This is a genomic window from Winogradskyella sp. R77965 (assembly GCF_044594915.1).
In the GTDB taxonomy this organism is placed as follows: Bacteria; Bacteroidota; Bacteroidia; order Flavobacteriales; family Flavobacteriaceae; genus Winogradskyella.
The window spans coordinates 363585-376566 of sequence record NZ_CP138990.1; the positions used below are offsets into that span (position 1 = coordinate 363585).

Genomic DNA, 12982 nt, shown 5'->3' on the forward strand with positions numbered 1-12982 from the left:
ACAAATGAATACAATCGACTGGACAAGAGATGAACTCGTTGCATACATATTATTGTTTGCAGCAAACTCAGATTTTAAAGAAGATAATAAGGAGCGAAACGTTATTATTTCTAAAGTAGATATATATACGTTTCAAGATATCCACGATGAGTTTGATAATGATAATGATTACCAAGGTATTCAGAAAATAATGACAAGTCTTAAGCAACATAATTACGACAAAGATGATGTAGAAGTATTAATGGCGGATATTAAAACATTATTTTTCTCAGATGGTGAGTTTAATATAAATGAACGCAATATGCTCAAATCTTTAGAGCGTTTATTTAAAACTTTATGATGGAAAGACTTTCAATCGATGGAATTATATCTAAAATAGAAGCTGAAGAAACGTTTCATGCAGTCTCGGAGGATTATTCCTTCACATTAAAGATCGATAAATATGTACCATATGTCTGTGGTGCAGTCCACGATGGACATCAGTTTAGAAAGGAACTTTGGAAAAATTGCTTACATACCGAATACGAAAGATGGTACGAAGAAGATCCTGAAACAAAAAATATGGTGATTTCTCATCCTATATTAATTGCTGGCTGCGATTCTCGATTTGAATATGACTTAAACCGAACTCCTGAAGAAGCGGTTTTTGAAACGGCTTGGGGAAAACAACTCTGGAAACAACCACTAGCAGAAGAAGAAAAAGAAATAAGTCTTCAAAAGCATACCAATTTTTATAAAGTTGTCCATGCTTTAATTTCTAAAATCGAAGAGAAGTTTGGAGTGTGTATAGTTTATGATATGCATAGTTACAATTGGAAGCGTTGGGATAGGGAAGTGCCAACCTGGAATTTAGGAACCTCTAATATAGATAATGAGCGTTTTGGTGAGCAAGTTGAACTATGGCGAGAAATTTTAGCGAGTATTAAATTACCACATGGTATTAAGCAAACTGCAAAAATAAATGATACGTTTCAAGGGAATGGATATTTCTTAAAATATATTACCAATAACTTTAAGAATACCTTAGTTTTGGCAACCGAAATTGCGAAGGTGTATTGTGATGAATATAAGCAGATTAATTATCCTGAGGTAGTTGCAGCTGTAGAACAACAATTACAGTCACTTTTACCAAAACATGCAAAAGAATTTTATACCAAGTTTAAAAACTAATGTCCCAAATAAAAAAAACAGAAGCGTTTCAAGACTTATTTGATATAGATAGTAATCTTAATCGATTAGTAAAAAATATTGAATTGCTCAATTATGTAAATCCTTTAAATATAGCTTCAGAAAAAAAGAAGTTTTATTCTTCTAAGTACAATTACGAACCAGAGTTTAAATACAGAAAGATAAAATTCAATGGTTACAAATTACACCGCTTGTTTTTTTCGCAACGTCTAGAGCGAATAGAAGATGAAGATATAAGGCAATTATACGAGGATGTTATCTATGAATATTCTGGATTAATAGAATGTATCGAAACCATTGGTCACGGTAGAAAGTTCTATTTTAATAGCTTAAAAAGCTTTGGAACACCAACTGAAAAGGATATTGAGAACGCTAAATTTATTTTACGTTTTGATGACTCAGAGTTTGATGAGGAAATGTTGCCAATGTATAATGCTGAAGAAGCAAGGACCTATTTTGATGACTTTTCTAAGCGCTACGATTTTAAGTATAATATTAAGATTTCTAATAACCTCTCTGCGGCAGCAATGGTTTTGAACAATACACAAACATTAGTATTACGAAAAAGTCATAAGTATAGTTTAAATCAGCTCAAAGTACTTACCAATCACGAAATCGGTGTACATATGGTAACCACTTTCAACGGTTTAGATCAACCATTAAAAGTGTTTTCAAATGGTTTTCCAAATAATGTAGAAACTCAAGAAGGGTTAGCTGTTTATTCTGAGTTTATGAGTGGTTGCTTAACGATTGAACGTTTAAAAGAGTTGGCATTTAGAGTTATTGCCACAGATAGCTTGCATAAAGGTCATAGTTTTTCAGACACGTTTCATTTATTACATAGCCAGCATAAACTCAATAGAGATAAGGCATTTGTAATTACACTGCGAGTGCATAGAGGTGGAGGCTTTACTAAAGACCATTTATATTTAAGAGGTTTGCGAAACGTTTATAAATATGCGCAAGCAGGTGAAGATTTAGGTGTTTTATTAACTGGTAAAGTTACTATGGAGTATATCCCAACAATAGCTAAAATGCAGAATCTTGGACTGGCATTGCCACCGAAGTATTATACAGATGCTTATATTGAAAATAATAATAGCAATCCGAATTTAGATTTTATTTTAAAGAGTTTAAAGTAAGGAGAATTAATAATTCTGTCAGGTCGAGCGTAGTCGAGACCTTTTTATAATCTATACTTATAATCAACTCTACTATGTTTCAAGTGACAGTATATTTAAATAGCAATCCTAAAAAAAATAAACCTCAAAGCTAATTGTTCTGTCTATCATTTTTCATTGATACTAAAAAGAGTTTAGACAATTCTCTTTTACAGAATTCGACTCATTCCTAACTAACTGAAGTTAGGGTCAAACTAACATCATCTCACCTTGAGGTTCATTACCAACCTAAGCTTTAACCATTAACTAAAAAGCTCACAACTAAAGTATCACTGATAAAAGCATAAAAAAACCAATACTGAGTGTATTGGTTTTTTGAGTAAGTCAATGTGTTATTTCGTTTAGTATAGGTATTGACCAATTATATTTTACATGTTATAGACGTTTTTTGCACGTTAACATTTTTAATCAATAATAAACTGTCTTATATCGAGTTTTTTCTGCTGAAATTATTAAGTGACTTATATTTATAAAAACAAAATAATGTGCTATTAACCAATTCATTATTTTTCCCTCAAAATATGAATTGAATTTTGTTTAAAAATTAAATTAAGTTTTAAGTAAGTTGTTAATTTAGAAAAGCCTTTTAGAATGGATGCTAAAAGGCTTTTTTTATACAATGAATTTAGATTTTAACTCAGGAGTTGGAATCATACAAGCGTCTTTTTTACCATACCATTTATAACGGTTTTTTGCTACATAATCATAAACCCAATTTCTAATAAAAGTTGGAACTATAAAGAAAATTACCAATAAGTTTGATGGAAAACCTAAATGCTTTGCAACGTGCATTGCTGCAGAGGACTTATATTTTAAAGAATTGGTCTCGGGCTTATATAGTAAAATAGAATCCGTTTTATCAGTATCTATATTAAATTTGCTAATGATTTCTTCTCCAATCTCACTCTGCAATGGAGCAAATAAGAACTTATTTTTTTTATCTCTTTTAATAACGTACAACACACTAGAGTTGCAAAGATTGCAAACACCATCAAATAGTATTAATTGCTTGTCTTTTGGAATGTCTTTAATCACAATACAAAGATACGACCATATTGATTAAAATGGAATTAGTCGTTATTTCTTTTTTGCTTCTACCAACTCTAATAAATCTAAGCTTACATTTGTTGTAAACGTGCCGTAATTCACATTGGCTTTTCCTTTTTCAATAGAATCAATACTACCTATAGCTCTGCCATCATGCATGCGTACACGATCACCAACTGTTAGAATAGGTTTAGGTTTTTCTACAACAACTTCTTTTTTCTTTGCTGCTTTTTTCTTCTTTCTAATAACTTCAACCTTCTTCTCAGCCTCGGCTTTTACTTGTTGTTCTTTATGTTTTTCAGCGCGCTTTTGTTTTGCCGATAGTTTTTTTCGCTTTGAGTTTTCAATTTGAACTAACTTGAACAACTCAGCCATTAATTCACGTTTCTTCTTATTTTCAAAGTACTTTTCAGATATATCATTAACCTTTTGTCCTAAGTAAATAAGGCGTTGATTACTGTCATATAACTCTTGAAAACTTTCGAGTTTCTTCTGAACTTTAGCATTAATTTCTTCTAGTTTATCGGCTTCAGATAATTTCTTTTTCTCGTTTTCTTTGAGTGAGCGTTCTGTTTTTTCGAGTTTACTTCTCTGTTTTTGAAGTTTGGCAATCGTAGCATCAAATCGCACTTTACCACGTTCAATTTTCTTTTTAGACTTGTTGATTAAACTGTAAGGAATTCCATTTTTCTGTGCAACTTCAAACGTAAAAGAACTACCAGCTTGTCCAATAACTAATTTGTACATTGGTTCTAAACTTCGTTCATTAAAAAGCATGTTAGCATTAACCATGTATGGTAATTCGTTAGCCAGTAATTTTAAGTTGGAGTAGTGTGTTGTAATAATACCAAAAGCTTCACGTTCGTAGAAAACTTCTAAAAAGGTTTCAGCTAAAGCACCTCCTAATTCTGGATCACTTCCTGTACCAAATTCATCTATTAAGAATAAGGTTTTATTGTTACACTTTCTTAAGAAGTAATTCATCTGTTTCAAACGATAACTGTATGTGCTCAGATGGTTCTCAATAGATTGGTTATCTCCAATATCACTAAGAATTCTATCAAATAAACATACAGTGCTTCTCTCGTGAACAGGAATTAGCATACCACTTTGAAGCATTGTTTGTAATAATCCAACGGTTTTTAAGGTAATGCTTTTTCCACCTGCATTTGGTCCAGAAATTACAATAATTCGACTATCTTTTTCTAATCCAATGGTTTGGGGAAATGTCTTTTCTCCTTTTTCTTTATTGGTTAAATAAAGTAGTGGATGATAAGCATCTCGTAGATGCATACTACGTTCTTTAGAGAATTCTGGCAAAATGGCATTCATGCTTTTGGCATGTTTTGCCTTAGCAGATATGACATCGATTTTAGTTAAAAAATCTTGATATTGCCTTAAAAGAGGTGAAAACAATCGGACATAATCTGTTAATTCTCTAAGAATTTTAATAACTTCTTCTTTCTCTTCATATTCTAAATTGTTAAGTTCTCTAGAATACTGTAGCGTAGTTTCGGGTTCTATATAAACGATACTACCAGTCTTACTCCCGCCCATAATAGCACCTTTCACTTTGCGTCGGTACATGGCTTTTACTGCCAGTACACGTTTGTTATCTACAACAGATTCTCTAATATCATCGAGATAATCTAAGTTGTGATAGGTGTTAAGTGCTGAAGAAAAACTACTATTAATCTTTCCCTTTAATTTATTGATAGATTGTCTCAGCTGAGAAAGTAGAGGAGAGGCGTCATCTTTTATGTCTCCAAAGCGATCTACAACTGCATCGACTTGTTCTATAATAGCTTTGGTAACCTCTATATTCTTGGCATATTGACTAAGCTTCGGATAATACTCATTAAATTTTTCTAAAAATTTTAAAATTGCATTAGCAGTTAGTGAGATACTTACCAATTTTTGAAAACTCGAAACTTCGAGATAGGTGTTTTCAATTTTAAGAAGCTTTAATTCTTTAGCAATAGTTTCGAATCCGTGATTAGGTATTCTGTTATCATTCTCAAATGATGATAGATATTCATTAACATAATCAAGATCAAGTATAAGCTGCTCTTCCGATTCAATAGGAAGTATACTCAATACTGCTTTGCTGCCCAAAGCTGTAATGGTATGTTCACTAACTTGATCTAAAACCGTAAAAAACTCAAGGTCTTTTAAAGTTTTTTCATGAATACGTATCATGGGTGAATTGTAAATTTTAGAATTGCAAATTTAGGGTAATTACTGTGATATGCCTAATACCGAAAATTACTTTTGTAATTCTTATTTTTGATTAAAACTTGTAATTAATGAATGTTGATATTCACCAAAGCTGGAAACCATATTTAAAACCTGAATTTGAAAAACCGTATTTCAAAGATTTAACTGATTTTGTAAAATCAGAATACAGCACTTATCAATGTTTTCCAAAAGGTTCTCAAATTTTTAATGCGTTTAATCATTGTACCTTTAACGATGTTAAAGTTGTAATAATTGGTCAAGATCCATATCATGGAGTTGGTCAGGCCAATGGTTTGTGTTTTTCAGTAAACGATGACATTAAACATCCTCCTTCATTAATCAATATTTTCAAAGAAATTGAGCAAGATTTAGGTGTTTCTTATCCAAAGAATGGTAATTTGATGCCGTGGGCTGATCAAGGAGTATTACTTTTAAATGCAACTTTAACTGTTAGAGTTCACCAAGCAGCTAGTCATCAAAACAAAGGTTGGGAGCTATTTACTGATGCTGTAATTAAGACTATAAGTAAAGAAAAAAGCAATATTGTTTTTTTACTTTGGGGAGGTTTTGCCAAAAAGAAAAAGAAACTTATTGATACATCAAAACATTTTGTTTTAGAAACTGGTCATCCATCTCCATTGAGTGCTAATCGAGGTTACTGGTTTGGTAATAAACATTTTAGTAAAACTAACTCCCTGTTGGAGCAAGTTGACTTGTCGGCAATTGAGTGGAAACTGTAGTAGGTTTCTTTTCTGCCTTTGCAAAAGGTGGTGTTCTTTCATCGAGCTTTTTAGATGTTTTATTACAACTAAAAATTAACAATAGAAAGTTGAAAGCAACTAAAGAAAATAAAATCAGAATAATGTTAATAATCATATTAATCTGGAGGATGTATTAATAGCTTAACAATCGGCTATCTCAAATATAGTTAAATTTTTGAAATAGAAAAAGTTCTGAGGATAAAGTGTATTATTCCTACTTTTAGAACAGGTGTTAATATTTAAATTTTATGAATTAGTTCTGAGTATTCTACTTTTCTAGGAATAATATTTAAATCAAAGAGTTGCTCTTGTACATACTCAATAGTCTTTTTGTCAATAACATCTTGCGACCATTCTGTTAAGTACAACCATTCCTGCACATCTTCTAATTCTTGCTCATAACGGTTAGCAATAGTTTTATCGATGCTCGGAATAGATTTAAATTCTGAAGTTGTTTGATTAATAATATCTAAAATGGTTTTTAAATCGTCTTCATTATTTTCAATAAATTCTTCTCTAACAGCAATAACAAAGCATGGCCAAGGCGAAGGACAAGTATCTATATGTCTAAATATACCATCATCAACCAATGGTTTTGTGGTGAACTTTTCCCACATAAAGTAATCTGCTTCACCATCTGTGAGCCCTTTTATAGCCCCATTTAAGTTTTTAATGACTTCAAAATTTAAATCTTTCTCTAAATCCCAACCATTATTTTTTGCATTAATATACGCCATAAGATGTGATCCCGAACCATATCTACTTATGGCCGCTCTAGTGCCTTTAATATCTGTAGTGGTTTTGAATTTTGAATTTTCGGCAACATGAATTCCCCAAATCAAAGGAGTTTCTACAAAAGTTTGAACAATCTTTGATGGATTACCATCTATAATATCTTTTATTATACCTTCAGTAAGAATAACGGCTATATCTATATCTCCATCGCGTAATCCTTTGCACATTGCTCCAGTACCACCATGATAGTCGTGCCAACGAAGGTTAATATCTTCGGCTTTATATTCCCCATTTTTAAGAGTTAAATACCAAGCTAAATTAAAATGTTCTGGTACGCCTCCTATATTTACTTTCTTCATTTATGCTGAACTTGTTTCGGTATTTTATTAAATATTTACAATACGCTCTAGGGCATATAAAATTAACTTTTCTACAGTCTTTTTTGGGTCTTTGCTAAAATCACCATTTGCTCTATTTGCAATAATGGCATTTAAAGACAAAGCTTCGTGTCCTAATAACTTAGACAATCCGTAAATTACAGAAGTTTCCATTTCAAAATTTGTGATTCTGAAATCTTTATAACTAAAACTATCTAATTTAGAATTTAAGTTTGCATCATGCAGTGGTAATCGTAAGACACGTCCTTGTGGTCCATAAAATCCGCCAGCTGTACCAGTCATCCCTTGAAAAACCTTATCACTTTCAAAATATTTTTGAAGGTATTTACTGTTGTTAATTATAATTGGTCGTGCTTTGTTTTTATCCCAATCTGTATGTGTTATAAAAGCATCTTCTATTTCGGGATTACTTATACCATCTATTTGATAAAAATGCAGCATACCATTAACATCAAGTCCATGTGTGCTTATTAAAAACCCATCAACAGGGATATCTTTTTGTAGAGAACCTGAAGTGCCTATTCTAATAATATTAAGACTGGTGAGTTCTGTTTTTGGCTTTCGTGTATTTAAATCAATATTAACTAGTGCGTCTAATTCATTTAATACAATATCAATATTGTCTGGTCCTATACCTGTAGACAAAACTGTAATTCTTCGATCTTTGTAATAACCTGTTTGTGTTTTAAATTCTCGCTTTTGAGTACTAAACTCAATACTTTCAAAATGTTTGGTGATTTTTTCAACACGATCTTGGTCACCAACAAATATGATGGTATCCGAAATATCTTCAGGCTTTAGATTTAAGTGGTAAACACTTCCATCTGGATTTAGGATTAATTCTGAATCTGTAATCGACATTTTACACCGTTTTAATAAGTTTATTTTGGTCTTCGCTAAACTGAAATTCTAAACGATTTATACCTCCATAAGTCATATTATTGTTAACTTCTGTTGCAAAATTATGTTGTTTTAATAAGGCTTCATGGCCTTTTCTATTAAGAATAATTTCATTTTCGGAGATATTAAAAAACATATGTAATTCTTTAATCTTACGCTTTAGTTGCATATCGCCATAACCATAATAGCCTTGATAATTTAAGCAATAACCCAATAAATGGTTTTCGTTTTTTACGTTATTTTGCTTTACAAGATTCAAAATATGTGCTTCAAGTGTTCCTAATCCACTTTGATAGTGCGGAAAACGTTTTAAATGGGCTTTTAAACAATTAGTTAGATATTTAAAACTAGATTTTGTAACAATGTACGGCTTTAAAATATTATGATCTTTGCCACAGTAAGTGCGCCATATGGCAATTGTTAAATCAATATCATCTTGTGTTAAAAGCACCTTATTTTCATAATGTGATTTTAGTTTATCAGGACTCAATTCACCTAATGCTTTTAAGTTTTTCTCACCTTCTACGCGTCCGCTACAAACATGGTATAGTGGTTTATTAATTTCCTTCTGATGTAGCAGATTAATAACACCAATTAGGTTGATATGACAGAATAAATCATACTCAAACCACAAATTTATTTCATCATATTGATCAGCATCATCTAATTTGGATAATTCATCTTGAAGCTCTTTAGAATTAACTTCTATATCATAATAAGATTTTAAAAACTGTTTTCTTAAATCAAAAAACTCCTTCGAATCTATTTTCGGAATGGTTGGTCCTTCGCATAGCATTTCCTGCCAGGTTATAATATCATCCTTAAAATCGAGTTCTCTTAAATATTCTGTTAGAACACTACCATTAGTAATATGAAGTATACGTTTTCCCATAAAAATTAACCTCCAACACGTTTTACATTAAATCCTTTTTCTTTTAAAATCGACATAATCTTATCTCGATAATCGCCTTGAATGATTATTCTATCATCCTTAAAACTCCCGCCGACACTAAGTTTAGTTTTTAGTTCTTTTGCTAATTTTTTAAAATCTTCAGTAGCTCCTGTATAGCCTTCGAGGATAGTAATTGGTTTGCCTTTACGTTTTTCGTATTTGCAAATAATTGGCTCATCTTGTAACCATAAATTACCTTTAGAATCTTGAGAAGTATCTGTAGGTTCAGGTGTGTGGTCTGGGAAAAGATTTTTTAATTGGTCTTGTAAATCCATAATTTTAGTGTCTAGTATGTAGTATTAAGTGTAAAGTATTCAAGATAAATTAAAGAGTAAGAATCTTATTACTAAACACTTTACACTTCATTACTTTTTTATAAGTCCAAGTTCAATTAAACGCTCATTTAAAAACTCACCTGCTGTAATATCCTCAAATTGTTTCGGATTATCATCATCAATACAACTTTCTAAAACATCTAATTTCATTTCGCTAATTGGGTGCATAAAAAATGGAATTGAATAGCGAGATGTTCCCCAAAGTTCGCGTGGTGGATTGATAACACGATGTATTGTAGATTTTAATTTATTATTAGAATGTCTTGATAGCATATCACCAACATTAATCATTAACTCATCTGGCTCAGCGATAGCATCAATCCACTCGCCATCATTACGTTGCACTTGCAACCCACGACCCTGAGCACCCATTAATAGCGTGATAAGGTTAATATCGCCATGAGCGGCAGCTCTAACCGCATTTTTAGGTTCTGAGGTAATTGGTGGATAATGAATTGGTCTTAATATAGAGTTTCCGTTGTGGATGTAATTATCAAAATAAGTCTCTTCTAAATCTAAATGCAAAGCTAATGCACGCAAAACATATTTTGCCGTTTTCTCTAGCATGGCATAGGTTTGCTTACCAACTTTATTAAACTCTGGCAATTCTTTAACTTCTACATTTTCTGGATATTCTTTTTTTCTTTCATCATCATCTTCAACATATTGTCCAAAATGCCAAAACTCTTTTAAATCTCCTTCTTTTTTACCTTTAGCACTTTCTTTACCAAAAGACACGTAACCACGTTGACCACCAATTCCAGGAATTTCATAACTTTCTTTGGTCTCTAAAGGTAGGCTAAAGAAATTCTTGACTTCACCATATAGGTTATCAACTAATTCGTCATCTAAAAAGTGACCTTTCAACGCAACAAAACCTATATCTTCGTATGCTTTTCCAATTTCATCTATAAACTTTTGCTTTCGATTAGGATCGCCAGAAATGAAGTCCTGCAAATCTACACTAGGTATTCTATCCATTGGAATTAAATTTAAAATTTTCAACAATATACAAAGTTAACTAAAATAGTGGGAAAAAATTAGGTCGGATTTATTTACTATTTGAAGCACATTCTACCATATTGAAGCAATTTTATTTACATTTGAGGTATCACTGAAAGAAGAGCTTATGCCTACAATAACGAAAAGCAATATTGATTTCGATAAACGCAATTTGACTGATAAAAGCTTACTAAAGCTTTATTACAATATGTTGAAACCTCGACTTATTGAAGAAAAAATGCTGATTCTACTGCGTCAAGGTAAAGTGTCAAAATGGTTTTCTGGTATTGGGCAAGAAGCTATTTCTGTTGGAGTGACTATGGCATTAAAGCCTAGTGAGTATATTTTACCAATGCACCGAAATCTTGGTGTATTTACAACAAGAGAGATTCCGTTACATCGTTTGTTTTGCCAATGGCAAGGCAAGGCGAGTGGCTTTACTAAAGGTAGAGATCGTTCGTTTCATTTTGGTACTCAAGAGTACAATATTGTTGGAATGATATCTCATCTTGGACCACAATTGGGTGTTGCAGATGGTATAGCTTTGGCAAATCTTTTGAAGAAAAACGGGAAGGTAACTGCAGTATTTACGGGTGAAGGAGGAACAAGCGAAGGAGATTTTCACGAAGCACTTAATGTAGCTTCTGTTTGGCAATTACCAGTAATGTTTTGTATAGAAAATAACGGTTATGGGCTTTCTACACCTACTAACGAACAGTATCATTGTAAACATTTAGCAGATAGAGGAAAAGGTTATGGCATTGAAGCGTTTGTTTTAGACGGTAATAATATTATAGAAACCTACACCAAGGTCAAGAAATTGGTTGAAAGCATAAGGAAACGTCCAAGACCTATTCTTATTGAATTTGAAACGTTTAGAAGACGCGGACACGAAGAGGCTAGCGGAACTAAGTATGTTCCTAAAGACTTAATAGAAGCATGGGAAGCTAAAGATCCTATAGAAAACTTTAGGAGCTATCTGTACAGTAAAAAAATATTGACAGCAAAAATAGATGAGGCTTATAATGCTGAAATTAAAGCTGAAATTGATTCGGCTTTAGATTCTGCCTATGCTGAAGATGATATTAGACCTAGTGAAACTGAAGAATTAAATGATGTTTACAAAGTAGTTGATTATAAGGAACATACTCCAAATAAAGAAACAAAAGAACTAAGGCTTATTGATGCGATTTCAGAAGGATTAAGACAATCGATGGAAAAGCATAATGACTTAATACTAATGGGACAAGATATTGCTGAATATGGTGGTGTTTTTAAAATTACAGAAGGTTTTGTAAAGCAATTTGGAAAAGAGAGAGTGCGTAACACTCCTATTTGCGAATCTGCAATTGTAGAAGCAGGAATGGGATTATCCATTGCTGGTATGAAAGCTGTAGTAGAAATGCAATTTGCAGATTTTGTAACCTCTGGCTTTAATCCTGTAGTTAATTATTTAGCAAAATCACATTATAGATGGCAACAACAAGCAGATGTTGTGATTAGAATGCCATGTGGTGGAGGTGTAGCAGCAGGTCCGTTTCATTCACAAACTAATGAGGCTTGGTTTACCAAAACACCAGGTTTAAAAGTGATTTATCCAGCATTTCCATATGATGCAAAAGGGTTGTTGGCTACGGCGATTAATGACCCAAATCCTGTTTTGTTTTTTGAGCATAAGGCTTTATACAGAAGCATTAGACAGGATGTACCTACAGATTATTATACCTTACCATTTGGTAAAGCTTCGCTTTTAAAAGAAGGTGAATCTGTTACTATTATTACGTATGGAGCAGGTGTGCATTGGGCTTTAGAAACTTTAGAAAAGAATTCAGATATTTCAGCCGACGTAATAGATTTAAGGACACTTCAGCCCTTAGATAAAGATGCTATTTTTAATTCGGTTAAAAAGACTGGAAGAGCTATAATTCTGCAAGAAGACTCAATGTTTGGAGGTATTGCCAGTGATATATCTGCAATGCTTATGGAAGAGTGCTTTGAATATTTAGATGCACCAGTGAAGCGCGTTGCTAGTATGGAAACTCCGATTCCTTTCGCCGCTCAGTTAGAAGAACAGTATATGGCTAGAGGGAAGTTTGAAGGTAGTCTGAGGGAATTGTTGAGTTATTGAAGTTAAAATTCTATTTATATAATTACTCAGTCTTTGGTGATTCCATTCTTTATTAAAAGACTTAACTAGTTCGCCCGTTTTAGTTAGACCTTCTTCTTTCAATTTCCATTTTGTATT

Annotated in this window: 12 protein-coding genes; 5 read left to right on the forward strand and 7 right to left on the reverse strand. The window is 32.3% G+C overall.

The window, feature by feature from the left end; translation table 11 throughout:
- The first annotated feature begins 4 nt into the window (after nucleotides 1–4).
- The 3 genes from SJY34_RS01755 to SJY34_RS01765 are packed head-to-tail and all read left to right on the forward strand — an operon-like array spanning nucleotide 5 to nucleotide 2330.
- Nucleotides 5–340, forward strand: a complete 336-nt coding sequence (locus SJY34_RS01755; protein ID WP_400078333.1) for a hypothetical protein — start codon at nucleotides 5–7, stop codon at nucleotides 338–340.
- On the forward strand, nucleotides 340–1170 hold the full coding sequence (locus SJY34_RS01760; protein WP_400078335.1) for an N-formylglutamate amidohydrolase: 831 nt from the start codon (nucleotides 340–342) through the stop codon (nucleotides 1168–1170). The genes SJY34_RS01755 and SJY34_RS01760 overlap by 1 nt, the downstream gene beginning before the upstream one ends.
- Nucleotides 1170–2330: a flavohemoglobin expression-modulating QEGLA motif protein gene (locus SJY34_RS01765; RefSeq protein ID WP_400078337.1), complete on the forward strand. Its 1161-nt coding sequence runs from the start codon at nucleotides 1170–1172 to the stop codon at nucleotides 2328–2330. Before SJY34_RS01760 ends, SJY34_RS01765 begins: the two co-directional genes overlap by 1 nt.
- A gap of 651 nt (nucleotides 2331–2981) precedes the next feature.
- Here the strand turns inward: SJY34_RS01765 and SJY34_RS01770 are convergent.
- Nucleotides 2982–3404, reverse strand: a complete 423-nt coding sequence (locus tag SJY34_RS01770; RefSeq protein ID WP_400078339.1) for a thiol-disulfide oxidoreductase DCC family protein — start codon at nucleotides 3402–3404, stop codon at nucleotides 2982–2984.
- A gap of 42 nt (nucleotides 3405–3446) precedes the next feature.
- Nucleotides 3447–5615: an endonuclease MutS2 gene (locus SJY34_RS01775; RefSeq protein WP_400078340.1), complete on the reverse strand. Its 2169-nt coding sequence runs from the start codon at nucleotides 5613–5615 to the stop codon at nucleotides 3447–3449.
- Between the two features lie 107 nt (nucleotides 5616–5722).
- Here SJY34_RS01775 and SJY34_RS01780 point away from each other — a divergent pair, with 107 nt between their 5' ends.
- Nucleotides 5723–6394 (forward strand): uracil-DNA glycosylase, encoded by a 672-nt coding sequence (locus SJY34_RS01780; RefSeq protein ID WP_400078342.1) that lies wholly within the window; start codon nucleotides 5723–5725, stop codon nucleotides 6392–6394.
- 260 nt (nucleotides 6395–6654) lie between these two features.
- Here SJY34_RS01780 and SJY34_RS01785 read toward each other — a convergent pair whose 3' ends face one another.
- From SJY34_RS01785 to SJY34_RS01805, 5 genes are all read right to left on the reverse strand, one after another.
- Nucleotides 6655–7509, reverse strand: coding sequence for a substrate-binding domain-containing protein (locus SJY34_RS01785; RefSeq protein ID WP_400078344.1), 855 nt, complete (start codon nucleotides 7507–7509; stop codon nucleotides 6655–6657).
- Between the two features lie 27 nt (nucleotides 7510–7536).
- Complete coding sequence (locus SJY34_RS01790) at nucleotides 7537–8409, reverse strand: nucleoside phosphorylase (protein WP_400078346.1); 873 nt, start codon at nucleotides 8407–8409, stop codon at nucleotides 7537–7539.
- A 1-nt stretch (nucleotide 8410) separates the two neighbouring features.
- On the reverse strand, nucleotides 8411–9340 hold the full coding sequence (locus SJY34_RS01795; protein ID WP_400078347.1) for a DUF1835 domain-containing protein: 930 nt from the start codon (nucleotides 9338–9340) through the stop codon (nucleotides 8411–8413).
- A gap of 5 nt (nucleotides 9341–9345) precedes the next feature.
- Nucleotides 9346–9675 carry a translation initiation factor gene (locus tag SJY34_RS01800; RefSeq protein WP_400078349.1) on the reverse strand — a complete coding sequence of 110 codons (330 nt, stop codon included), beginning with the start codon at nucleotides 9673–9675 and terminating at the stop codon, nucleotides 9346–9348.
- A 90-nt stretch (nucleotides 9676–9765) separates the two neighbouring features.
- Nucleotides 9766–10716, reverse strand: a complete 951-nt coding sequence (locus SJY34_RS01805) for an isopenicillin N synthase family dioxygenase (RefSeq protein WP_400078350.1) — start codon at nucleotides 10714–10716, stop codon at nucleotides 9766–9768.
- Nucleotides 10717–10864: 148 nt separating this feature from the next.
- On the opposite strand from SJY34_RS01805, the gene SJY34_RS01810 reads away from it, so the two are divergent.
- Entirely contained in the window at nucleotides 10865–12865 is a 2001-nt protein-coding gene (locus SJY34_RS01810) for a thiamine pyrophosphate-dependent enzyme (protein WP_400078352.1), read from the forward strand.
- The last annotated feature ends 117 nt before the right edge of the window (nucleotides 12866–12982 follow it).